Raw genomic sequence first — 25,729 nt, 5'->3', positions numbered from 1 at the left:
TTATGAATTAATGATTGTTAATTCTATTCCTTTGCTTGAATAGTTTTCAGAAACAAGTTACAACACGCTATATATCAATATCAACTGGTATTGTGCTAAAATAGGTTGGTATTGTACCAAATTGAACCGAGTGTTACAAAACTGGATTTAGCAGAAGAATTTAAGGCTTGTAAATAGCATTGGGGGGCATAAATACAGATTTATTTACTTCAGGGAATTCCTGTATTCAGATGGATTCTGACCAAAGTATTTTTTAAAGGAGTTGGCAAAATGAGAAGTACTTTTGAAACCCACCTCGTACATCACACCAGTAATGTTCGAATTTCCTGCTTTTATAAGTTCTGCAGCTTTTTTCATCCGAAATACCCTGAACAACTCATTGGGAGATTCCCCGGTGAGTGCGTGTACTTTTCTGTAGAACTGTGTCCTGCTCATATGAAGTTCAGCGCTCATATCATCTACATTAAAGTTGAAATCCGAATAATTTTTTTCAAAAAGATCAAATACTTTTCTGATTAACCGATCATTCTGGGAAACGGTAATATCTGTTTTTTTCGGAAGTATAAAATCTTTCCTGAACTTTTGTCTGAGTTTTTTGCGCTGATCTATTAAGTTTTTTGCGCGCGTATGTAATTCTTCGGCATCAAAAGGTTTAATGATGTAATCGTCTGCGCCTGTATTCAGCCCTTCCATTTTACTACCCTTATCTGCTTTGGCTGTTAACATGATCACCGGGATATGGTTGGTGCGCTCATCTTCCTTAATCATCCTGCACAACTCCACTCCGTCCATTACAGGCATCATCAGGTCGCTGATCACAATATCCGGAATTTTTGCTACCGCCATATCATAACCAAGTTTTCCGTTTTCTGCCGTTTGAATCCTGTAATTATTTCCAAGGATACCGGAGATATATGTCCTCAGATCCGAATTGTCCTCTACAATTAAGGCTAAAGGTTTGTCTTTTGAAGTTTGTAGTTTTTTACCGATGAAGTTCTTTGTTTCTTCCTGTTCCTGAAAAGACTCTCTCTCCGATAATGAGTCTTTTTTAGTTACAGGATCAAGCTCATAATCCTGAAACCTAAGCTCGCTAACCGGGAGTTTGAGTTTAAACGTGCTACCTATTCCTTCCTTGCTCTCAGCACTGATTTCTCCACGATAAATCTTCACCAATTCGCGGGTCAGGGCAAGACCAATTCCTGTTCCTTCAGTGTCTCTTTTACTGGAATCGTTTACCTGGTAAAACCGATCAAATATTTTATCGAGCTTATCCTCAGCAATTCCTCTACCGGTATCTTCTACCGAAATGTTAATCAATTCAGGATCTTCAGCTCCTTTCCTGTATTCGTATTCACACCTAATATTAATCTTACCATTTTTAGGCGTGAATTTAAATGCATTAGAAATCAGGTTGATTACTATTTTTTCCAATTTGTCCTCGTCATAAAGAACAAGATGATTCTCCCCGGGAAACTCATAACTGTAATGAATATTTTTACTTTCGGCCAGCGACAGAAATGAAAGGATGATGCTTCGAAGGAATTTTTCAATATCTCCCTTGCGAACCTGCAGTTTCATTTGCCCAGTTTCCATTTTTGAGATATCAAGCAACTGGTTGATCAAGCGCTGGAGTCTCGCCGTATTCCTTTTCATAATCCCAATCAAGTCTTTTTTCACAGGAATATTTTCAGTTTGTTGCTTATCGAGTTCTTCTAAGGGTCCCCGGATAAGGGTAAGGGGGGTACGGAATTCATGAGAAATGTTGGCAAAAAATTTTGATTTCGCCTGATCAATTTCTTTGTATTTTTCTGTTTCCAATTGTTTAAGTTCCCATCGATGCCTAAGACTCTGTCGGTTTAATTCATAACGACGAATAAAATAAAGCGAAATTAAAACAAACAAAACATAGGAAACATAAGCGGTTGTTGTTTTCCACCAGGGAGCAGCAATAAAAATTTGAAGCGAGGCTCCTTCTTCATTCCAAATGCCTTCCTCATTGGCTGCTATAATCCTAAAAGTATAATCACCCGGATCAAGATTTGTAAAATCAACTTTAGTTCTGTTTCCTGCAAAAATCCATTCATCATGATATCCTTCAAGTTTGTATTTATATTGGTTGAGGTCCGGATTAATGTAATTTAGAAGAGCATAGGAAAATGAGAGGTTGTTTTGATTATAAGTAAGCTCGATGGAATCTGTGTATTCAATGGATTTTTCCAACACAGATCCGGGAGATGGTTTAATGGATTCGTTATTAATCTGCAAATCCGTGATTTTAACAGGAGCCGCAAAATCGTTTATGGGCAGGCTGTCTGGATGAAATATTACCAATCCAAAAGTGGCCATCACGACTTCTCCACTTTCCAGTGATGTTGCATCATTAAAAAAGCGGGTAGGCAAACCTTGCCTTTGATAATAATTGGTAAAATTTCCTGTTGCACGATTGAATTTTGATATTCCTGCAGCAGATGCCATCCAGATATTATTGTTGTGGTCCTGAACAAAGGAATGAACAGGTCCATTGATTAAGCCATCTCCAGGAAAGAAATTAATAACTTTTAATAATCGATCTTTTGTTTCTTCGTCTGGTATGATCCTGCTCACGAATTCTGCTCCCGGAAATCCCATCCAGATATCTCCGGAATTATCTAAAAAAGAAAATTCCCCATTCATTTCATGGATTTCTCCAAACTGATTCTTACCATTATACTTAATTATATTTCGGGGCATTACAGTTGAGTCACTTACTTGAATAAAAGGAGGTACAACTTTATAAAATCCGGCTTCCCCCATGACATAAAGATTACCGGAAGAAGATTCGATTATGGTTACTATATTTTTGGGCTCAAAATCATCATCCGCGACAGGATTGCTGGCCAAAAACATGACGCGATCTTTATCCCGGTCAAAGTAACAGGGGCGAGCCCATTCGGATAAGATCCAAACTCGATCCTGACTATCTTCGAAAATCTGTCTGGGCTGGAAGAATCTCCTTTTGTTAATGTCCTGATGCCAGACTGGTTTGAAATGTCTAATGAGCTGACCATCTTTATTCAAAGCAAAAAGGCCATTTGAATGGGTGCCTACCCAAAGTGTGTTGTCGCTATTCAGTAACATCGATCGTACCCAACCCAAATACCCAAAACCTGGAATAACCGAATAATTGGTATAATCTTTAGTCGTACGATCGAACTTAAAAACACCCATACTGTTACCCACCCAAATATGGTCTTTGTCAATGGGTGCCATACATGTGATCTCCCAACCTAAATTGAGGGGGTATTGATTAAAAATCTTCTTTTTGCGAACAATCTGATAGATGCCATCTTCACCAAAATACCATAATGAATGATTGGTATCTTCGTATACGTGGGTGGTATATTCACGCTCCATATAATCACCTTGCTGGAGTACGATGTTGGACTGAAAATTCGGAACATAAAAAATCAAATCCAGATTTTGATTGAAGCAATGAATTCCTTTCTCTGTCCGTATCCATATATTTTGGTCACTATCCGAATAGGAGCTCCATATATCCTTTCCTGACAACTGGTTCTTTCGCAGGCTCTCTTTTGCCGTGCTTAAGTCATCTTCAATAGATCGCCAATTATCCACTTTGTAAATACCCAATGTATCTTGATAAATAGGAAATCCACGAATGTCTCCTACTTTTACGAGAGAATCGTTCCGGGTGAAAATCTTAAATTTTTCTCCTCTGAGATCCTGGATCAATAAGTTACCTTCAGATGTTGATTTAATCTCCATTATCCCCTCTTCAAGTATTACATCTGGATCATCTTTGTGAAAATTTGTAATTTCTCGGGTCTCCTTATCATATTTAGTGATTCCATACACTGAACCCATCCAAATTATTCTCTTGTTGTATTCCTCAAGGCAGATAAAAGTATGAGACATCGAAGTGTTCGCGTTATTAGGAATACGTTGGAAAGAATCAGATTCTGTATAATATCTGCTTATTCCCCTATCTGTAGCCACCCAAATAATCCCTTCAGAATCTTCAAATATTGCATTAACAAAACTATTAGAAAGTGAAGTTGTATCCTGCAAGTCCAATCGGTACACCTTGAAATGAGCACCATCATATCGGTACAGTCCGTCCAAAGATCCAAACCACATAAAGCCTTTTGAATCCTGCAGCATAGCCGTACCCCGGAAGTTACTGAGTTCCCCCTTATGAGGTATTTTATTGAGTTCGTAGTAATATTCCTGTGAGTAACTGTAGAAACTAAAACACATCAAAAGGAATATCAACTTCATTCCTTTCAGAAAAGCTGAATGAAAAGACAATACTTTTCCAGGAGCCTTTAAATGTGTAGCTACATAAAGCATTTAAATGAGGCTTTATGTTTTCAACAAACTAATAAAAAGATAGTTTGGTTAGGGTATAGTTATGATTTAAAGATGCACGATTATTTTTGTATCAGCAAGCACAGGCATGTACCTGTGTTTTCCGATATTTTTGGTATAAGAATTACAATTTAATAAGTTTATCTGTCCTTACAGCACCTTCTGAACTGATTCTAACTATATAGATTCCACTCCCCAAGAAAGAAAGATCAATTTCATCCTTAATTCCTTCCATTTTTTTACTCAATAACAACTGACCATTTAAAGTAGTAATATTAATCAGACAATGTCCTGAAGAACCCGTTTCAATTGTTATTGAACCATTGGTTGGATTGGGATAAACCGATATTACTTCAGCATATTTAATATCTTCGGCACTCACTTTTGTTGAGCACATTCCCCAAACCGGGTAATACTCTACTTGCAACGGACAATCCGTAGCAAAATCCCCGGGTTCGAATGCTATGTTTTCTACACACCAATCCGAGAGATCATGATTGAAAGAATTAGCTGAAGCGAACATTGCATACATATCCATTACACTATCTACATTCCATGAACCTATATCCTGATTAAATTTAGTGGCGTAAGAAAACATCAAACTCATATCTTTTACCTTAATTAAATTCCACGAACCGACGTCCTGGTTAAATTCATACGCATTGTAGAACATTCGGCTCATATTGGTTACATTACTTACGTCCCATGAGCCGATATTTTGATTAAAGGTACTTGCAAAACTGAACATCCCTGACATATCCACTACATTACTGACATCCCAGGAACCAATATCCTGGTTAAATAAAGATGCTCCTTCAAACATGCCACTCATATTCGTCACATTGCCAACCTCCCAGGAACTCAAATCCTGGTTAAAAGAATTTGCAGAGGCAAACATTGCATTCATATCTGTTACGCTGTCTACATGCCATGAACTTATATCATGATTAAAATCATTAGCACTGTAAAACATAGCAGCCATATTTTTCACTTTTCTTACATCCCAATAGCTAATATTTTGATTAAATGAACTGGCTGAATTGAACACCGAAAACATATTCGTGACATTACTTACATCCCAAGTGCTGATATTTTGATTAAAGGTGGTTGCATAACTAAACATCCACGACATGTCCCTTAAATTGCTTACATCCCAGGAACTGATGTCCTGGTTAAAAGAAGTAGCGGAATAAAACATAGCTACCATATCTTCGACATTGCTCACATCCCAGGAACTGATATCCTGATTGAAAGCATATGCCAAACCAAACATTCCATACATATTGGTTACCTTACTAACATCCCAGGAACTTATATCCTGATTAAAAGATTCTGCACCTAAAAACATTAAACTCATATCCGTTATTAATGAAGTACAAACTTTACTTAAATCAACTCCTTCATTAATGCGTTTTCGCAGTAAAGTACTATCTACAGCTTCATAAACTATAGCATTTACAGTTCCGGTATCTCCAGGATGACAGTTCTGGCATATTATGGTTACGTCATTGGTGTCAAGGTAAAAATAAGGCATCTCATCAACCATTTCGATTTTAATCGTATAGGTCTCGGTGATTGTGCTGTCTTCGGCTGTAACAACAATAACTGCTGTTGTATCTCCAGCCATTAAGTCAAAGGCTCCATCACCCTCAACTCCTGCATTTAAACCAAAAGGGATTGCACTTATATTTCCGGTACCTGTACCCTCTAGTACATACCATACGTAAGATTTTGCGGCCGGTGTAAATACTGGGGCGAGCCATCCTGTATCAACTGTCAATTCTGACAGATAAGCATCATTGTACACAATTCCGGAGGGTCCGTTCTCGTATTGGTATGCAACCTGCCCGGCACTAAGAGCCACATTATAGATATTCATTTCTTCAACAGTACCATTCCAGGTTGGATCCCAGGCAAATACCGATTTTCCTATGTATGCTAATTCGTTGCTAACTGAAGAAAGAGCATTGCTACCGGTATAGGCAGTGAATCCGGAAAAATCACCATCAAGATACTGGTAAATACCTTCATTGGTCAGAATCGAAACAACATGGTGTTGCTCAGGATCATCTGTTTCATATGAAGTTACTGCGTTTCCAGTCGCCCATGGTTCAAAATAATCGCCTGTTGAAACACCGGTCAGTGAAGCATTGTCTTCCCTCGCTGGCTGAAAAATAAAGTAATCAACTCCCAAATCAACATAAGTATTCCCAAAAGCGAAAACACAATGGAATCCCGGATTTGTCCAGCCTTCAGGTGTGTACCAGGCTTCAACTGATACAGCATCATACGAAGGAATATCGATTTCTTTGCCCGGTAAAGAAACAAATTCTCCGTCATTCAGTATGAGTGAACCGCCTGATACATCAGAATCGTACATAAGAACACCATGAGCATCACCAATGTAGTCGTTTGCTGTGCCGTCTTCAAAACGGTAGGCATGGGTAAGCGTTTTGTTGCCCGGTGCCACTTTTGTACTGATTTCTATGGTATAAGTCTCTGCGGTTATCCCATCAGATGCAGTAACAGTGAGAACAGCATTGGCAGTTCCCTGTGTAAGTTTAATTGCTCCATCGCCTTTTACTGTTGCACCATCCATTACAGGTGTTGCTGTAATATTTATCGTTTCTGTTCCTTCTGGTACTACAGTAACATACCTTTTATACAAAGTATTGAATGAAGGTTCAAGAGTACCTACATCAAGAGAAATCCCGCTCAATTTCGTATTTGACGACCCCAGGAAAGCATTGGCCTTTGCTACAATTGTATCCGGATCCAGTATACCTTTGTAGATGTTGAATTCATCTAAAATACCGAGCCATGTGGGATCAGCGACATATCCACCGCGGGCTATCCATCCATAATCATTGGATAAGGCCGAAATACTATTGCCCATCGCCGCTAAATTATCTGTTCCGGCCAACTCGCCATCAATATAAAGACTTAACTTAAGGCTATCAATAGTAAGTACAACATGATGTAAACCTGATGCTGTTATTGGATAGGAAGTTACGGCAGTCTCCGTGAGCCATGGAGATGTATAATGACCGGTAGAAATGGCTCCGCGGGTAACAAGGCCATTCCAGTGTTTCGGAGTCACAAACATGCCGTCTGTTCCTAATCCTCCCGTAGAACCTCCTAAATAAAACAGCATTGAATTTGTCGGAGCATTCTCACTTGCTATAACACTGGCTTCCAGGCTTACCGCAGAATAGCTATTAATAGCAATTTCTGACGCAGGAAGCATAATGCAGTCACCATTATAATTAGCAGTATAAACACCATCAGCAATAGTACCACCCAAGACTGTACCATTAGCATCACCGACCATATCACTAGCAGAACCATCTTCAAAAGTGTAGGAATGCATCAAAGTTTGTCCTGTAATCGGAGCTGCAATAATGAAAATCAACAGCACAAGAATTGCAATTATACTGATGAATTTATTAAGTTTCTTAATTAAAATACAGCGGATATTACAGTAGCAAATTATGCCTGACAAGGAAAGGTAAAAAGGTTTCATGTTGATTGATTTTAAGATTAACAAATAACTTTGGGATCAGCTACATATGTGTGTTAATATTCAAGTTACGGCAAAAGGTGGAGTTATCAAACTAAAACATCTCAAAATCAGCTCAAACTGACACCCGTAGCTTATAGAAATAATAAACTTTTATGCCGTTGTTGCAATCCAGATCGTAAAAGATCTTCACTATGAAAGAATATAAAAGCGAAATTGTCTCAAGTTTTCGTATCATGTAATGCATGATAATGTCGCCGGATGCGACACAGGAAAAGAACATTCCAAAAGCAGTAAATCCACCTTTCGCTGAAATTATTTCAAACAACGAAGGCACAATTCACAAAATAATGTATGAAATTATGGTACTAGGCCTATGATGTTTAACTTTAAGTGCTTTCTTATAATGACAATATGGAGTATGCATTTTAAGTGGAAAGATAATTCAAAATACCGTCACCCTGAATTCTTTATAATCAAACAAGGCACACCTTTATAGTAATCGAAACCAAAAATTAGGGACCCGACTTCGAGTCAGATCCCCAATATATTAGATTTATGATTTCACAATTCGTTTTGCTCGCGGTTGTAGTGTAGTTAAGCTGGCTACACTTACCGGCTCACCACTTTCGATGCTGTTACGAGCCGCAGTTCCAATCAATATCGACATGGCGCCGTCGCGGGTACCGGCCATGTGCAGGTACTTATCCTGTTCCTGGTCATTTCGGAAGATCTGGTCGTGCAAACGCACATCGCCACCACCGTGTCCTCCGCGCTGGAAACCAACTTCAATGGTCTCGGGTTTGCTCCATAGTTTATGCAGAATCATTGGTTTATAACGAATATCGGCATTTCCCGATTGGTCCATTTCGGCCGCGTGCAATTCGTCCTGCGACAGTTTTACTTCTTCGAGATAAGGGACATCAAGGAAAGCCTCCAAGCGGCCTTCAGTTCCGTTAAAAGCAACACGCCAGCCTTCCCAGGGCGAATAGGTAGTCAACATGTAATTCAGAATTACATTGTTGGCGTATTTTACATTTACATTCATTTTGTCGTAAATGTTTATCTCGGGGCGGAACAAACAGTTGTCGCGGATATAGCCGTCGTATTGTTCGTTTTTTACATACAGGTTGTAAGCTGTTTTGTCTTTTGTAATGTCCCAGTAAAACGGGCAGGTTGCTTTTTCATCGCAGTTACGGCAGTTCACCCCGCTTTTCTCGGGTCGCCTTCCGTAAAATTCAAGGTCGCCGTAGGCAAACACTTCCGCAGGATCGGAATCGATCCACCAGTTCAGCAGGTCGAAATGGTGCGTAGCCTTATGTATAAGCAGAGTACCACTCCACTCGCGCTGTCCGTGCCACCGGCGGAAATACGATGCCCCGTGACTGGTGTTCAGCATCCAGGTAAAATCAACCGAAACGAGGTCGCCAATGGCTTTATTCATCAGCAGCTCCTTTATTTTTGTGCTGTACGGGCTCCAACGGTAGTTAAATCCAACTATTACTTTACGTTTGGAGAGGCGTTCGGCATCCAGTATTTGCTGGCATTTGTCTTCGTCGGTAGTCAGTGGTTTTTCGGTCAGCACATCAACACCATTTTTCAATCCCTTAATGATATACTCGTGATGAGTTGCATCGGGCGTTGTAACAATGATCAGATCAGGCGAATTCTCGCTGATCATTTCATCAAAATCGGTGTAGGTCTTGCAATCGGGGCCAACGCCAATGTAATCGGCAGCATATTTTACACGGCCCGGGTTAATATCAACCAGTGCAACAAACTCAAGGATATCGCTGTACACATCGACAAGTCGTTTGCCCCAGAAACTGTTTCCGCGGATACCGGTTCCAACCAGTACCACTTTCATTTTCGAATCGGCCAAAACGGAGGCTTTTAAAGGATCGGCAACTACGGCGCCGGCAGCAATGGTGCCAACGAGGGTCAAAAATTCTCTTCGGTTTTGCATGTTGTATTAGTTTAGATTTGAATATTGTTTTGATTTGTTACGATTCAACTTTTTAAACTTAAGAGGAAGTTTACTGATTACAAAATTTTTTTCCCTGAATCGAACATTTTCTGACAGCAAAAATCTGAATTTCCTTTAGCGATAAAAGCAACTAATTACTGCGACTTTACCGTTAATTTTATTGGTTCGTCCTCCATTTCCAAATTTAACTTAAATTTTCCGTGTACGAACACGAAAAACAAATTTTTTCTTTAGATTTGTAAGTATCAAAATTAAACTTATTAACTAAATAACTATAAAACAATCAGTTATCGAATCCAACAAACAAATACGAATAAAAGACATTGCGGTCAGGGCCAAGGTGTCGATCGGAACAGTTGACAGGGTACTACATAACCGTGGCGAGGTAGCTGAATCAACACGAAAAAAGATTCTCAGTATCATCGACGAGTTGAACTACCAACCGAATATTCTGGCCAGTACATTGGCTTCGAAAAAGTCGGCCCTGTTTGCTACACTTCTGCCCGAACCACCTTCGGAAGACGGATACTGGAACAAACCGCTGGTGGGTGTGGAAAAGCGGATTTCAGAACTTCCGCAATACGGACTGCAGATCCAGTCGTTCCAATTTAAACAAAACGACTCGAAAAGTTTTAGTGAAGAATGTGATAAGATTCTGGAATTACAACCCGACGGAGTGGTGCTTGCGCCCTTCTTTAAAAAAGAAGCCTTGCAGTTTATCGATGAGCTGAAAGCACTGAACATTCCTTTCGTTTTTATCGATTCGGAAATTAAAGATGCGGGACAATTGAGTTATATTGGTCAGGATTCGTACCAAAGCGGACTTGTATCGGGAAAACTGCTCGACATGATCCTTCCCGACGGAAATATCATGGTGGTGCATTTTGCCAAAGAAATGGACAACCAAAACCACTTGATCCAACGCGAAAAAGCCTTTTACGACTGGTTTCTTAAAAAAGAATTTACACCGCATCAGTTATTCACCACCGATGTGCCGGATACGGATGACCGGGAGTGGATGAAAAAAATTGAAGTAATCATCGATACAAAGAACATTAAAGGGATTTTTGTAACCAACTCAAAAGTGTTCCATATCGGTAACCTTTTGGAGCAAACGGGACGTAAAGGAATTATGGTGATCGGCCACGATCTTGTTAAAGAAAATGTGGATTTTCTGAAGAAGGACCTGGTCCAGTTTCTGATATGCCAGCGACCCGAAGAACAAGGCTATAATGCGGTCAATAAATTATTCAGGAGTGTGGTTCAGAAGCGTGAAATTGAAATAAAAAATTACACTTCCATCGATATTATAACCAAAGAAAACGTGGACTATTACAAAGAATTTAAATAAACCAATAAAAAATTATGAATCCATTATCATTTGACGATTTACGCGGAAAAGTTTGTGTAATAACCGGGGGCGCCGGTGTTTTGGGAAGTGCCATGGTAAAAGCCATTGCATCTGTAGGAACCAAAATCGCCATTGCCGACATCAACAAAGAAGTGGCCGATAAGGTGGCGGAGGAGATCGCTGCCGAATCGGGTGCTGAGGTAATTGGCGTGGCAGCCAATGTTCTTGATAAAGAATCGCTGGAAGCCGCAAAAGCCGTGATCAACGAAAGACTGGGAGAGATAAATATACTAATTAACGGTGCCGGAGGAAACAGTCCGCAGGCTACAACAAAAGTTGAACAAATACTGGACGAGAACCTCGATGCGCTGGAAGATACATTTTACGGTCTGGAAATGGAAGGTTTCGATAAAGTATTTGCCCTGAATTTTAAAGGAACTTTACTGCCAACTATGGTTTTCACCCGCGACATGCTGAAAAATAAGAAAGGTGTGGTTTTGAATATTTCATCGATGAACTCCTACAAGCCGCTTACCAAGATTCCCGCTTATTCAGCAGCCAAAGCATCCATCAATAATTTTACTGAATGGTTGTCGGTGCACCTGGCAAAAGTTGGAATTCGTGTGAATGCCATTGCTCCGGGATTTTTTATTACCCATCAAAACCGTTTCCTGGTTATGGATGAAAAAACCGGAAAGTATTCGCCGCGCGGTCAAAAAATTGTGGACAACACACCGATGGGAAAATTCGGAGAACCGGAAGATCTGCAGGGAGCAACACTTTTCCTTATTTCGGATGTTTCAAACTTTATTACCGGAATAGTTATTCCTGTTGATGGCGGATACAGTGCATTTGGAGGAGTTTAGCTTCTACCTGAAAAAGAAAATATTAACCTATGAGCCTTTTGAACGTAGTTTTGAAAAGGTGTTTAAAACGAATAGAAAATGAGTATCGAATTAAAGCAAAACTGCAAATATGCCATGTTGGTTCCTACCAGCATGGGAACACGAATAACACCCGATAACGGGCAACCGGTTCATTCCAGTGACAAGTTCACCATGCAAGCCACCAGCGCCGAAACCAATGTGGCCAGCATTCCTTCTTACCTTGGAATGCCGGTTAAAGTGCTGACAACCTTTGTAAAAGGAAGTCCGATTGCACAATTCATTAAAAGTAATCTGCGCGCCCGCCATATGGACTACGAAGGACCGGAAGTTGAACAGGGTAATCCATGGGGTTACCGTCACCAGATTAATATTGCTGATAGTGGCTACGGATTGCGCGGGCCGCGCGTTTTTAACGATCGTGCCGGCGAAGTTGGCCGAACTTTGAATGTGAAGGATTTCGATCTCGAACGAATTTTCGGAGAAGAAGGTGTGCAGATTGTTCACCTGTCCGGATTAATTGGCGCTTTATCGCCCGAAACCACCCAGTTTTGCCTGGAAGTTGCACGTGCAGCTAAAAAACACGGCACGCGTATTTCATTCGATCTGAATCACCGCGCATCATTCTGGAAAGGACGTGAAGAGCAACTCCGCAAAGACTTCACTGAAATTGCTTCTGTTTCTGATATTCTAATAGGAAATGAAGAAGACTTCCAGTTGTGTTTTGGTATTGAAGGACCACCGGCCGGCGGCGAAGGATTAAAAGCTAAAATTGATGGCTTCAAAGGTCTCATCACGAGAGTGAAAGAAACATTCCCGAATGCTTCGGTATTTGCCACAACTTTGCGTGAAGTAATCAGCGTAAACGAACACCTTTGGGGTGCAATTATGTTGGAAGGCGATAACTGGCATGTGGTTGAACCGCGAAAAATAACTGTACTCGACCGGATTGGTGGTGGCGACGGTTATGTAGGCGGCATGCTTTACGGAATACTAAAAGGCTGGGATCCTGAAAAATGGCCTCAGTTTGGCTGGGCAACCGGTGCTATGGCCACCACTTTCCTCACCGATTATGCACAACCTGCCGACGAAGAACAGGTTTGGAGCATCTGGGGCGGAAATGCACGTGTAAAACGTTAAGCAGAGAAGAAGGCTTAGGCACAGGCGAAGGCATAGGCATAGGCGAAGGCAAAGAAAGAAGAAAAAAGTCTGGAGAAAAGATCAGGAAAATTCGAGATGATTAAAAAGTACAATGATTTTAGGGATATGACGGTTTGGCAAAAGGCATTTGCTATTTTGCGAGACGTGTACAAAATCACCCGAACTTTTCCTCCTGAAGAAAAATATGCACTCACTGATGATTTGAGAAGAGCGGCAAATTCCTGTGTTCATAATATAGCCGAAGGATATGGTCGTTTTGAAGCCAGAGATAAAACCCGATTCTATAAAATATCAAGAGGTAGTGCCTACGAAGCCATCAGCCAGATTTTGGTTGCGGAAGCCGAAAACTATACATCGGCTGAAATTGTCGAGAATTTAATTGTACGTTACAAGGATGTAATTGAGGAATTAAATGCTTTAATACATTCACTGGAAAAATAATGCGGAAACCGGCATCGGCGTTTTCTTTGCCTTTGCCTCGGCCTCCGCCTAATTCAAATAACATGATTTTTTACGAAAACGGTTCCACCAAAACATCGCTAACACGAGAAGATCTTAGAAAAGGACTTTTTGAAGCGCTAGACAAAATGGGAGCAAGAAAAAAGGTACTCGCTGTACCACCCGATTATACCCGTCTGCCCTCAAAAGCAGGCGACCTTACCGAATTTGCCTGGGAATATTTTGGTGATAAACTTACCGATGTGTTACCGGCTTTGGGAACGCATACGCCCATGACTCCTGACCAGATCAGCCATATGTTTGGTAAAATGCCAGCCGGTCTCATTCGCGAACACGACTGGCGAAACGACGTGATTACGCTTGGAAATGTTCCTGCCGAATTTATCAAGGAAGTTTCGGGAGGCGCGGTTGATTATCCCTGGCCGGCACAAGTAAATAAATTGCTGGTGGAGGGTAATTTCGACCTTATCCTGTCTATTGGCCAGGTGGTGCCGCACGAAGTAGTGGGAATGGCTAATTACAACAAAAACATTTTTGTAGGTACAGGTGGTTCCGAAGGCATTAACAAAAGCCATTACATTGGTGCAGCCTATGGCATGGAAAAAATGATGGGTCGCGCTGATACTCCGGTGCGTAAAGTATTCAACTATGCATCGGAACATTTTGCGGCACATATGCCCATTGTTTATGTGCAAACCGTGGTTGGCCTGAACAAACAGGGCAAACTGCAGACTTTCGGCTTGTTTATCGGCGACGATTTTGATGTGTTTGATAAGGCAGCCAAATTATCGCTCGAAGTGAATTTCGAGATGCTGGATAAACCGATAAAAAAAGCGGTGGTTTGGCTCGATCCAACCGAATTTAAAAGTACCTGGCTGGGTAACAAAAGTATCTACCGCACCCGTATGGCACTGGCCGACGATGGTGAACTGATCGTTCTGGCTCCGGCACTAAAAGAATTTGGTGAAGATAAACAGATCGACAAGCTCATTCGTAAATATGGTTATTTCGGAACGCCTCACACCTTAAAACTGGTTGATGAGAACGAAGACCTCAGGAGTAACCTGGGAGCGGCAGCTCACCTCATCCATGGTTCATCAGAAGGTCGCTTTAGCATAACCTACTGCCCCGGGAAAGCCGAAGGCAATCTGACGCAGAAAGAAATTGAGAGCGTTGGTTTTATTTATGGTGATTTTGACGAGATGACTGCAAAATATGATCCCACAAAGTTGAAAGACGGCTACAATACCCTGCCTGATGGCGAAGAAGTGTTTTACATTTCCAATCCGGCAATTGGCTTGTGGGCTTTTAGAGATCGGTTTGAATACTAGTCAATTGTCATCGGTCATTTGTCATTAGGAAGAAACCCAGTGACCAATGACAATTGACTATCTTTTATACGGAGGAATAGAAACCATAATATTGGAAGAATAAATAGTTTGTGAAAAACAGTAATCAACATACCATCCGTTGGGGAATAATCGGAGTTGGAAATGTGACCGAAGTAAAAAGCGGGCCTGCATTTTACAAAGTTCCTAATTCAAAACTGGTTGCAGTTATGCGCCGTGATGCTAAAAAAGCTGCGGATTACGCAAAGCGTCATCATATTCCAAAATGGTATTCTGATGCAACAGAACTGATCAACGATCCGGAAGTAGATGCTATTTACATTGCTACCCCACCCGATTCGCATGCCCATTACGCCATTGAAGCCATGAGTGCCGGAAAACCTGTTTATGTTGAAAAGCCAATGGCTCGTCACTACAATGAATGTCAGGAAATGCTGGAAGCGGCAAAACAAACTCAGCAACCACTTTGGGTGGCTTATTATCGCAGAACTTTACCTGCTTTTTTAAAGGTCAAAGAACTGGTTGAAACCGGGATTATTGGAAAGCCGCTCATGGTAAACGTTAAACTATACAAAGAAGCTGCTGAGCGAAATCAAAAGCCGGAAGACATGCACTGGCATGTTTTCCCTGAAATTGCCGGAGCCGGTCATTTTTTCGATCTGGCATCACACCAACTGGATTATCTTGACTTTGTCTTTGGTAAAATCACAGAGGTAAAAGCGACAGCGTTAAATCGGGCCGGGCTCTACCCTGCCGAAGATACGGTAAACGGGACGTGGATACATAAATCGGGAGTTGTAGGAAACGGCAGCTGGTGTTTCGTAGTTGACAAAAATTCAACGGAAGATTACATCCAAATTATTGGTGAAGAGGGTGAAATAAGTTTGCCTTGTTTTTCACACGGAAAAATGGAGGTAAAAACAATAGAAGGGACTGAACAACTTGAGTTTGAGAATCCTGAACATATCTCCCAAAATCTGGTTGAACAGGTGGTAAATGAGCTACTGGGTAAAGGGAAATGTGTAAGCACCGGTGAATCGGCTGCACACACCAGCTGGGTTTTGGATGAAATGGTGAAGAGCTATTACAAGTCAAAGTGATTGATAGTGATTTATTGAGATTGATAGAAATTTATGGTGATTAATTGTGACTAAATGAGATTTGTGGTGACTGATGGTAATTTATAGCGACTGATTGTGATTTATGGAGATTTATTGAATGTGATAATAACAAAAAATGGTGTACACAAATGGTCTGTTAAACGTCCAACCACCAGAGATAACAATAGATTACAACGAATAACCAAATGTTACAATTATGAAATGCACTATGGATTAAAGTAAATTTGTAAAACTAAAATTGATACGACTATGAAACTTGAAGACCTTGAAATTTATCAACTCTCCATGGAAGTTGGCGATGAAGTTTGGGAAACTGTAAGAGAATGGGATAATCTGGCGAAGTACTCAATGGGAGTTCAGGTTATTAAAAGTGCTGACTCCATTGCTGCCAACATTTCAGAAGGTTATGGAAGGTTTCATTTTAAGGATCGAAAAAATTTTATGTTTTATGCCCGAGGCTCTCATTCCGAAACAAAAACCTGGTTAATCAAAGCACGTAACAGAAATATTATTTCAGAAGAATTTTTTAATGCGGAAATAGTGAAACTTGATAAACTGGGAGTTAAAATGAATAATTACATAAAAATACTTGACAAACAATCATGATAAACAACAACAAATCACAATAAATTTCTAAAAATTACAACTAATCACATTCTTTTGAATGAAAATCATAATCGACGATAAAATACCATATATAAAAGGAGCTTTGGAACCTTTTGCCGAAGTGCTTTATTTGCCCGGCAATAAAACCACGGCTGAGGTTGTCAAAGACGTGGATGCCCTGATCACACGCACCCGGACCATTTGTAACCGGCAATTACTTGAGGGCTCGAAAGTAAAATATATTGCCACGGCAACTATTGGCTTTGATCATATAGATACCGCTTATTGCAAGAAGGCCGGAATTGAATGGACAAATGCACCGGGATGTAATGCCGAAAGTGTGAACCAGTACATAGCTTCTGCTTTGTTTTCATGGTCGATGCGTCAGCGAAAAGACTTGGCCGGATTAACGATTGGTATTGTCGGTGTTGGCAACGTGGGATCGAAAATTGCGCGCACTTCTGAAATACTTGGCATGAAAGTTCTTTTGAATGACCCACCCAGGGAAAGACTTGAGGGACCTGAGAATTTTGTTTCACTGGAAACGATTCAACGCGAAGCAGATATTATCACCTTCCACGTTCCGCTAAATTTGGAAGGAGTTGATAAAACTTACTACATGGGCAATGAGTCATTTCTCCAGAATCTGGATAAACAACCGTTGATCATCAATACATGCCGGGGTGAAGTAATTGATACGGAAGCCATTTACGAGGCCATTGAGGCCAACGATGTGAATGCCTTTATTGCAGATTGTTGGGAGAATGAACCCAATATTGATTTGGAACTGCTGAATCAAACAGAATTTGGTACGCCCCACATTGCCGGCTATTCGAAGGATGGAAAAGCCAACGGTACAAAAATGAGCGTACAGGCCTTAAGCCGTTTTTTCAAGCTGGGAATAGATGACTGGGAGCCAACAAATGTTGAGCTTCCGGAGAAAACTACAATTAAAATCGACGGCGATCAACGTCGTGAGTATTCGATTCTGGCAGAAGCCGTATTGTCGACCTACGATATTGAAACAGATGATGATGCATTAAAAGAAAGTCCGAACCTTTTTGAAAAATTAAGAGGTGACTACCCGGTGCGCCGGGAGTTTGACAGCTTTACAATTAAGGTTAAGAATGTAAAAGATAAGACTGTTGAGAAATTAAAGTTACTGGGATTTAATATTTCGGAGTAGCTGTCATTCCCGCGAAAGCGGGAAACTTAAAATTGTAAGCAGTGAGAAGATTTGAATTTTACGTTTACATATTAGCTAGCAAGCGAAACAGCACTCTTTACATTGGAGTAACCAATAACTTGAAAAGAAAAATAGAAGAACACAGAATAAAGAAAAATAAAAGTTTTACAACAAAAGGTATAACATTGAAAAGTTGGTTTATTTTGAACATTACAATTACATAAACCAGGCAATAACAAGGGAAAAAAGACTCAAGAAATGGAAACGAGAATGGAAAAATGAATTAATAAATAAAGTGAATCCGGAATGGAGGGATCTGACAGAAGACCTTCAGCAGATTCCTGCTTTCGCAGGAATGACGATTCAGAATTCTAAAATAATTGTAAAACAAGACAATATGAAAAAGTTAGCAGACATTGGTTTAATCGGGTTGGCCGTAATGGGCGAAAACCTGGTTTTGAACATGGAAAGTCATGGTTACACCGTAGCGGTTTATAACCGTACGGTTGCAAAAGTAGACAAGTTTGTAGATGGCCGCGGTGCGGGTAAGAAATTTATTGGGGCACATTCAATCGAAGAATTGTGTGCTACATTGGAGCGCCCCAGAAAAGTGATGATGCTGGTAAAAGCCGGAGACCCGGTTGATCATTTTATCGATTTGGTACTTCCGCACCTCGAGCCCGGAGACATTATCATCGATGGTGGAAACTCACATTTCCCCGATACCATCCGCCGTACAAAATATGTTGAAAATAAAGGTATGCTCTACATCGGAACGGGTGTTTCGGGTGGCGAAGAAGGTGCACTGAAAGGGCCCTCAATTATGCCGGGTGGTTCGCCGGATGCATGGCCACATGTTAAAGAAATTTTCCAATCCATTGCTGCCAAAGTGGAAAGTGGAGAAGCCTGTTGCGATTGGGTTGGCGAAGGCGGTGCCGGGCACTTTGTAAAAATGGTACACAACGGAATTGAATACGGTGATATGCAGATCATTACTGAAGCTTACCAACTGATGAAAGAACTGCTGGGCATGAGCAACGATGACATGCACGAAGTTTTCAAAAAATGGAATACGGGATTTCTTGACAGCTACCTCATCGAGATCACACGCGATATTTTAGGCTACAAAGATGAAAATGGCGAAGAAACCGTTGATTTCATCCTCGATACTGCCGGACAAAAAGGAACCGGTAAATGGACCGGTATTTCAGCACTCGACCTTGGTATACCCTTAACATTGATCGGCGAATCGGTGTTTGCTCGCTGCCTGTCGGCACAAAAAGATTTAAGGGTAAAAGCGTCTAAAGTAATTTCAGGTCCTCAGGCTGAATTTAAAGGCGACAAACAACAGTTTATCGACGACCTTGAAAGTGCTTTATTAGGTGCAAAAATCATTTCGTACGCCCAGGGATATAACCTGATGATGGAAGCTGCCAGCGAACATGGCTGGAACCTGAATTACGGTGGAATTGCCCTGATGTGGCGTGGAGGCTGTATTATTCGTTCGGTATTCCTGGGCGACATTAAGAAAGCATTCGACAACAATCCGGAATTGCCTAACCTGCTGCTCGATCCATTCTTCAAAGAAAAAGTAGAACAGGCACAAGCCGGCTGGAGACGTGTATGTGCAACAGCTGTTGAAAACGGAATTCCGGTACCGGCAATGACATCGGCTCTGACTTATTTCGACGGATTCCGCAGCGAACGCTTACCGGCCAATTTGCTGCAGGCTCAACGCGATTACTTTGGTGCGCACACCTATGAACGCGTTGATAAGCCGCGCGGCGAATTCTTCCACACCAACTGGACCGGCCGTGGTGGCGATACAGCTTCATCGACTTATAATGCATAACAGATAAAAAAAACTCGGTTTAAACGCCTGGTGGTGAAAACTGCCGGGCGTTTTTTGTGACGCCCTTTAACCTAAAAACTGAACTCCCCTTTTATTCGGATTCCGTGCACATCGGTGAATCCACTATTCTTATATTTATTACCCAGCAAATGAACATATTCAACTCGTCCGACTTTAAAAATATTTGTTACTCCAATTCCAATTTCGGCATAAGGAAATTCTGAAACATTTGAATAATATCCGGGCAGATCGAAAACGCCGTTGTAGGCTTCGGTTAAAGTTCCCACATGCATTTTAAACGACAGTATTTCGCGCAGTTTCAATTTTTTAACTCCCGGAACCTTATTCAGAAATATTCCGCCGCCATTAAAATAAACATGAACGTTGGAATACAGGTTATGCGCAAATGAGGCATGATGAAGCAAGTTGAAACGATAGGCAGCATATCCGAGCGACATGGAACCAACGGGTTGATCAAGCAGGTCGTATGGCGCATCGCCAAAAAGGTAACCGGCATTCACCATGTAATCCATAAAAATGAGTCCTAAATTTTGCCGTCCCTGAATGGAACCATGAATGTGCGAATAATAGCCCGGATTGAAACTGGAATTTCCGGGCAACGACACTTTTCCTAAATCCCAACTTAAATTCACAACCGGCGTCGGTGTCATGTAGTATACCCGGTCAAAAAAGAACTTATCGTAGTGTTGCCCAAAACCGTATTTCATGTGCAAAAACAAGCCATAATTGCTGTATTTCGGATAATTGACTCCATCGCGGATAAATTGCACGTTGGGCGTACTTTTATTGCGCAGATAGTAAGGCACAAACTCGAAATGCATTTCACCCGGCGTGTTGTATTCGAGTTTCGCCTCATATAACTCTTCTTCCTTGAGGTAAGGATTTCGTTCGCGACTGGTAAAAATGGCTACAAAGTTTCCGTTACCGCGATTGTTGGGATTTTTCTTAACATAGCGCAAAAATTTATCCTGCGTAATCAGAATGTAATCGTTATAGTAATTAAAACGCAACAGCAGGACATCTCTTTCAAAAGGTTGAACGGCAAAATTGTATCCATATTTAAAATCCTTGTTTTTTGTGCCATATCCCAGGTAACCTCCAACCGAAAAACGTTGCGACAGTTTTTCACTGGTTCTTAAAGGCAACGAAAAACGGTTCCCTTCAATCAGGTTGGTATAATAAATGTCGAATATCGGTCCGAGGTCAAGCAGCCCAAAATTAAAGAAACTTGTTAAAGCGGCACCTCCTGCGGCATCAAAGGCCTTAATCATGTTTTGCTCCTTTAAACGATACACCATTTCATACACGTCATCGTCGATGGAATGGTGCACAAACTCAGGTTGCCGGCCCCAAATGTTCGGAGCCACCTGATCAAGTCGCGACGAAGTAGAATAGGTAATCGATTTGGTGATCAACCAGTTTCCCCCTTTAATATTATTGACGCGTTGAGAACTGTAACGGTTGGTGGAATCCTTATTGAGAATAAGCGACAAATTCAGTTTTATCCGCTGTTCCTCATAAAACCATTTTCCGTCGGCGTGCTTGGTATACGAAATATTGCTTTCGAAACCATTAACGAAGTTATAGTTGGCTTCCTGTGCGATGTAGGTATTTATCCGGGTAAGCGCGAAAGTACTGTCTTCAACCACAAAATGACCGGAAAATAAGGGATTGTATTTGTTTTTTGGAACAAACGAAAATCTGAAATATTTATTCCCGTCAACCATCATACTGTCGTTGAGGTAAATATGATAATAACTCCGTGCATTATCACTAATGGGTGAAATAAAACCACGTTCGAGAATATAAACCTGATCGCGGTAGAAATCCAGATCAACTTCCATATTGATCAGGATCAGGCTTTTTATGGCCTTGTTCAGGTTCGGAAAAATGCCCTCTTCTTTCGAAAAAAGGGTTGTGTCCTTTTCCAGAGAATATTCTGCGGCTTCCTCTTCGAGATACACCGGCGAAAAACGGAAATTATCATCATCGGTAGGAAAAGTGGTTTGGTCGGCGTCTTTGAATACCCCGCCAATAAGCGATGCTGTGTCGATGGCCAGGTAAGCCGTGGTATTGGTGTAAGTCTTAAAGTCAGAAACCTGTTGAATTTTCCGGTGGTTTTCTTTCTTGTGTTCCTGAATGAGATTCAGCAATTGTGTTGCCCTTGGAATTTGTGGTTTAACGATGACTTCACCGACAAGTTGTATTTTCTCTGAGAGTTCAACGATTAGCGGATCCTCGGTAATGCGGGACACTAAAATTTCTTTTGAATAATATCCAACAGATGAAAAGAAAAGCGTATCATTTTCATTTACAGTAATGCTGAAATGACCGTTTACATCGGCCATTCTGCCTTTGGTCGTGCCTTTGATTATAACATTTGTAAACGGTACGGGTTCGTTGCTTTTGGCATCTCTAACGTATCCTGTTATGTCTTTCGCACTTATATGAATTACTGCAATGACCACCAAAAGTGTCAGTGCGATTTTATATTTCATGCGTTAAAGCCTATTTTCCTTTTGTTTGTTTGTTTTCAGCAGCCAATATAAGCCTTTTACACCAATTCTAATGTCGTTGAGCTGTAGAAGGACCAAACATTTCTCAACATACGCAAGAATTCCCCACCCCACTGACAGGTAAAACAGCCAGGCGTAAAAATCGAAGGCGAACAGAACAAAGAGAAATATTCCCTGCAGGTAGCCCGCAATTACGGCACCGTAGAGATGTAATCCCGGAATTTTCTGAAAACGTATAAAAGCAATAAGATAACTGATAAGAAAAATACCGAGAAAAATGTACAAAAACCAGACATGAGGTTCAATTTCAGTCCATTTAAAAACAAACATCCCATACAATGCTACTGCAATGGTTAAAATATCGGCCAGGTTATCGAGTGCCGCCCCAAAGTTGGTTTGCAACTTAAATATGCGTGCAATGTTGCCATCGAGAATATCGCTGACCAGGCTGATGCAAATTAGAATGACAAACCAGTGTTCGCGATTGGTAATTACCATGAATAAGATTACGGGAAAAACCAACAGCCGGTAAAGGCTTAGTAGGTTAGGAACGTTTAGAATGTTTTCTCCTTTTACAAAAACTTTCAACATAATTTGTCTGGCTTTATTCATCAAATGTACATAATAACTGAGTATGATCAACCCGTTATTTTTGCATTCACGATTCTCCTGTGTTCTAAAAAGTAGTGTAGCATTTTGTGCACTTCATCCACCGTAACATCAGGTTGGGGGTGCTTTACGATCGCGTCCAGGTTTTTAGTTTCGAAATCCGGATTGATGTTAATGTAGGCCCCGGAAAATGACATACCAACCGCCATAATTTTTTCAATTTTATTCATCTCCTCGGGCTTTAATTTCATTTTGGGCACCAGTTTAATCGGAAGTATGTCTTCCAGAATATCAAGAATTGATTGATTCGGGAATGGTTTTTTCGATACAATATTTATGATCTCCGGTACTTCTTTGGCTGCTATAATATCCATAAAATAACTGACTACCGTATCGATGGCTAAAAGGTTTTGCGTGCAGGTTTCATCCACCTGAAGTCGCAATGTTGTATTGGGACTCATATTAGCGATACGTTGAATCCGCTTCGAAAAATCGAAAATGCCATAATCGGTTTTAGTCACACCGGTCGATCTGTTTCCTATAATCTGTGAAATGCGAAGTATAGAGCAGCTTAGTCCATCTTCTTCTATGTATTGTTTTAATCGGTTCTCAGCAAAACGTTTCGATTGTTCGTAATAATTCCGGAAGGCATCTATCTCTTCATTGCCGTAAAACCTTTCTTTAAAAATACCTTTCATTCGCCCGCACGAATAGGCAGTACTGATAAAATAGAACCTTGACCCGGGACCTGAAAACTTTAGAAATGTTTCCACCGAATTTGTTACGCCCTGCATATTGGTTCCAAATATTTCGTCTTTTGATTTAAAGTCGAATTTTAATGAAGCTGCAAAATGATAATAGTGAACTGTTCCTCCAAAAATTTCACTGAGTACGTCATCTGATAAATTGAAATTGGCTTGAAACAGGCTGTAATCATATACTTTAAGCCGCTTTAAATCTACCGAATCACAATCACTCATTTCGTTGAGTGTTTCCCTCATTCGGTCTGAAGCACTCTCATTTTCTTTATTCCTAACCAAAGCAACAACCTCGTATCTCCGTTTTAGCAATTCAACCACAAAATTCGAAGCCACATAACCATTGGCACCATTAATCACAACTTTACCTATTACGTGTTTTCTATTTGTTGTTAGTCCTGCCATATCCCCGATTTAAATGTATTCCTTTTAAAAGTTACGATAATTTTGGTAATTAGGATAATAATTGGAAATGTTAATAAAATAATCTATCGGAAAAGGAGTAAAACAAGAGCCAGAGAGAGAGGAATGCTCAGGTTATCTGAACCCCGCCAACTAACAAGTTCGGCCACTGTACCTACAATCGCAATCAACAAGGCCAACCAAAAAGTTCTGAAGTCGAAAACACTGCGATTAAAATACAGTGCTATCAGGCTAATGACCAAACTCGAAAAGAAAAAGGTTCCGGAGCCAAACAGCGATTTTTTGGTTTTAATGCCAAAGATTTGAATTTTATGATTGTTCTTGCTCAGGCTCATTCCAACAATGGCTGCCATCGGATCGGAGATTCCCAATATTAGCAAGGGCAGAATAAACAAAAATTTATCGTCTTTAAGGTCCGACATCAAAAAAGTGAGGTATATCGAAACCGGAAGCAGGTAACTTCCCATCGATTTCCTTTTAATGTCGTGGATCGACTTAAGCTGTGTTCCGGTTTGCGTGACCAGCAAGGCCATAAAAAATATAAATGCGAGTACCAGAACATACCAATGCGAATCGAAAATATAAGGGAACGGAACCACTGCTATTGTTGCGGTAAAATGGGCGAACTTTCGGGTTATTTCTCCCGACACATTTAATCTTCTGTAATTTAATTCGTTAAATGCCAGCAGAAGAATTATCGCGATTAAATAAACAATTGCAAGTGTTATTGTATTTCCCATATCTGTTTAATTTTTTCATTCTGAATCAGTTGGTAAAATCCAATCAGAATTGACCAGTCACTGTATCTTCTCTTCTTTTTGATTTCTTCCTATAAAAACATTAAAAACAGGGTAACGCCTGCACCTCCGGCTATTAAACTGTCAAAGCGATCTAAAAATCCGCCGTGTCCGGGAATGAGTGTACTGTAATCTTTCACCTCAAACTTTCTTTTGTAAAACGAAGCAGCAATATCGCCGGCAAAAGCAAAAACAATGATCAATGCAGTAAGTATAAAGGTTACTCCAAACTCGTAAATCAGAAGTCGTTGTAAAAAAAACGAACTGATTAAAGCAACACCACCACCACCCAATGTTCCCTCAATGGTTTTGTTCGGACTTATGCGAGGTGCCAGCTTCCGTTTGCCAAAAAGCTGACCACCGATCTGACTGAATGCATCGAAAATTGAAAGCACGATAAAGGTGTAAAGAATTAGATCTTTTCCGGCCCCCGAAAATTTCCAAAAGCCTGCTGCCAGAAGCGCATAAATGAGAATCGATATTCCAAAAAACAGCGTTGACTCGAATCCGCTCTTTTTATACAGCCTAAAAAGTTCTGCAACTCCAACCAGAACAATGCCAACACTCAAAATATGAAATACCACAGGATTAATTACAATACTAAAAAACAGCACATTGATAATGAAAAAGTAAATCCCGAATTTTGTCCAGCTTTTTCGTGCTATTGCCTTTTCTTTTTTCCGGTTGATAAAGTAAAAGCCAACAGCACCTAAAACGAAATAACAAAGAATAAATATGTAGATGATTCGGATCATAAACTT

18 protein-coding genes are annotated in these 25,729 nt (G+C 40.6%); 10 read left to right on the top strand and 8 right to left on the bottom strand.

Features of this window, described 5'->3' with window-relative positions:
- Positions 1-204 precede the first annotated feature (204 nt).
- From WFY05_RS15860 to WFY05_RS15850, 3 genes are all read right to left on the bottom strand, one after another.
- Positions 205-4,278 (bottom strand): ATP-binding protein, encoded by a 4,074-nt coding sequence (locus WFY05_RS15860; protein ID WP_340113884.1) that lies wholly within the window; start codon positions 4,276-4,278, stop codon positions 205-207.
- 214 nt (positions 4,279-4,492) lie between these two features.
- On the bottom strand, positions 4,493-7,780 hold the full coding sequence (locus WFY05_RS15855; RefSeq protein WP_340113883.1) for a BspA family leucine-rich repeat surface protein: 3,288 nt from the start codon (positions 7,778-7,780) through the stop codon (positions 4,493-4,495).
- 664 nt (positions 7,781-8,444) lie between these two features.
- Positions 8,445-9,854: a Gfo/Idh/MocA family oxidoreductase gene (locus WFY05_RS15850; protein ID WP_340113882.1), complete on the bottom strand. Its 1,410-nt coding sequence runs from the start codon at positions 9,852-9,854 to the stop codon at positions 8,445-8,447.
- A 289-nt stretch (positions 9,855-10,143) separates the two neighbouring features.
- Between WFY05_RS15850 and WFY05_RS15845 the strand changes: the two genes are divergently transcribed.
- The 10 genes from WFY05_RS15845 to gnd all read left to right on the top strand — a co-directional run bounded on the left by WFY05_RS15845 (position 10,144) and on the right by gnd (position 19,844).
- Positions 10,144-11,226, top strand: coding sequence for a LacI family DNA-binding transcriptional regulator (locus WFY05_RS15845; protein ID WP_340114250.1), 1,083 nt, complete (start codon positions 10,144-10,146; stop codon positions 11,224-11,226).
- A 14-nt stretch (positions 11,227-11,240) separates the two neighbouring features.
- Positions 11,241-12,092, top strand: coding sequence for an SDR family oxidoreductase (locus WFY05_RS15840; RefSeq protein ID WP_340113881.1), 852 nt, complete (start codon positions 11,241-11,243; stop codon positions 12,090-12,092).
- Positions 12,093-12,170: 78 nt separating this feature from the next.
- On the top strand, positions 12,171-13,250 hold the full coding sequence (locus WFY05_RS15835) for a sugar kinase (protein WP_340113880.1): 1,080 nt from the start codon (positions 12,171-12,173) through the stop codon (positions 13,248-13,250).
- Positions 13,251-13,346: 96 nt separating this feature from the next.
- Positions 13,347-13,712, top strand: a complete 366-nt coding sequence (locus tag WFY05_RS15830) for a four helix bundle protein (protein ID WP_340113879.1) — start codon at positions 13,347-13,349, stop codon at positions 13,710-13,712.
- A 62-nt stretch (positions 13,713-13,774) separates the two neighbouring features.
- The gene (locus WFY05_RS15825; RefSeq protein WP_340113878.1) at positions 13,775-15,061 is read left to right on the top strand and encodes a nickel-dependent putative hexonate epimerase; all 1,287 of its coding nucleotides are present in this window, start codon (positions 13,775-13,777) and stop codon (positions 15,059-15,061) included.
- Between the two features lie 110 nt (positions 15,062-15,171).
- On the top strand, positions 15,172-16,179 hold the full coding sequence (locus WFY05_RS15820) for a Gfo/Idh/MocA family protein (protein ID WP_340113877.1): 1,008 nt from the start codon (positions 15,172-15,174) through the stop codon (positions 16,177-16,179).
- A 270-nt stretch (positions 16,180-16,449) separates the two neighbouring features.
- Positions 16,450-16,806, top strand: a complete 357-nt coding sequence (locus tag WFY05_RS15815; RefSeq protein WP_340113876.1) for a four helix bundle protein — start codon at positions 16,450-16,452, stop codon at positions 16,804-16,806.
- Positions 16,807-16,864: 58 nt separating this feature from the next.
- A complete protein-coding gene (gene pdxB / locus WFY05_RS15810) occupies positions 16,865-17,992 on the top strand; it encodes a 4-phosphoerythronate dehydrogenase PdxB (protein WP_340113875.1) in 1,128 nt (375 codons plus the stop codon).
- Positions 17,993-18,033: 41 nt separating this feature from the next.
- The gene (locus tag WFY05_RS22280) at positions 18,034-18,216 is read left to right on the top strand and encodes a GIY-YIG nuclease family protein (protein WP_367575983.1); all 183 of its coding nucleotides are present in this window, start codon (positions 18,034-18,036) and stop codon (positions 18,214-18,216) included.
- A 173-nt stretch (positions 18,217-18,389) separates the two neighbouring features.
- Positions 18,390-19,844, top strand: coding sequence for a decarboxylating NADP(+)-dependent phosphogluconate dehydrogenase (gene gnd, locus WFY05_RS15805; RefSeq protein WP_340113874.1), 1,455 nt, complete (start codon positions 18,390-18,392; stop codon positions 19,842-19,844).
- Between the two features lie 71 nt (positions 19,845-19,915).
- Here gnd and WFY05_RS15800 read toward each other — a convergent pair whose 3' ends face one another.
- The 5 genes from WFY05_RS15800 to WFY05_RS15780 all read right to left on the bottom strand — a co-directional run bounded on the left by WFY05_RS15800 (position 19,916) and on the right by WFY05_RS15780 (position 25,723).
- Entirely contained in the window at positions 19,916-22,363 is a 2,448-nt protein-coding gene (locus tag WFY05_RS15800; RefSeq protein WP_340113873.1) for a DUF5686 and carboxypeptidase-like regulatory domain-containing protein, read from the bottom strand.
- 3 nt (positions 22,364-22,366) lie between these two features.
- Positions 22,367-22,972 (bottom strand): CDP-alcohol phosphatidyltransferase family protein, encoded by a 606-nt coding sequence (locus WFY05_RS15795; RefSeq protein WP_340113872.1) that lies wholly within the window; start codon positions 22,970-22,972, stop codon positions 22,367-22,369.
- Between the two features lie 47 nt (positions 22,973-23,019).
- Positions 23,020-24,153, bottom strand: coding sequence for an SDR family oxidoreductase (locus WFY05_RS15790; protein ID WP_340113871.1), 1,134 nt, complete (start codon positions 24,151-24,153; stop codon positions 23,020-23,022).
- An 83-nt stretch (positions 24,154-24,236) separates the two neighbouring features.
- Positions 24,237-24,911, bottom strand: a complete 675-nt coding sequence (locus WFY05_RS15785; RefSeq protein WP_340113870.1) for a phosphatidate cytidylyltransferase — start codon at positions 24,909-24,911, stop codon at positions 24,237-24,239.
- Positions 24,912-25,000: 89 nt separating this feature from the next.
- The gene (locus WFY05_RS15780) at positions 25,001-25,723 is read right to left on the bottom strand and encodes a phosphatidate cytidylyltransferase (RefSeq protein ID WP_340113869.1); all 723 of its coding nucleotides are present in this window, start codon (positions 25,721-25,723) and stop codon (positions 25,001-25,003) included.
- Between the last annotated feature and the right edge of the window lie 6 nt (positions 25,724-25,729).

This window comes from Maribellus mangrovi (assembly GCF_037646455.1).
GTDB lineage: Bacteria > Bacteroidota > Bacteroidia > Bacteroidales > Prolixibacteraceae > Draconibacterium > Draconibacterium mangrovi_A.
The sequence above is the reverse complement of the archived record's forward strand: the minus strand, read 5'-3'. Positions and strand labels throughout refer to the sequence as shown.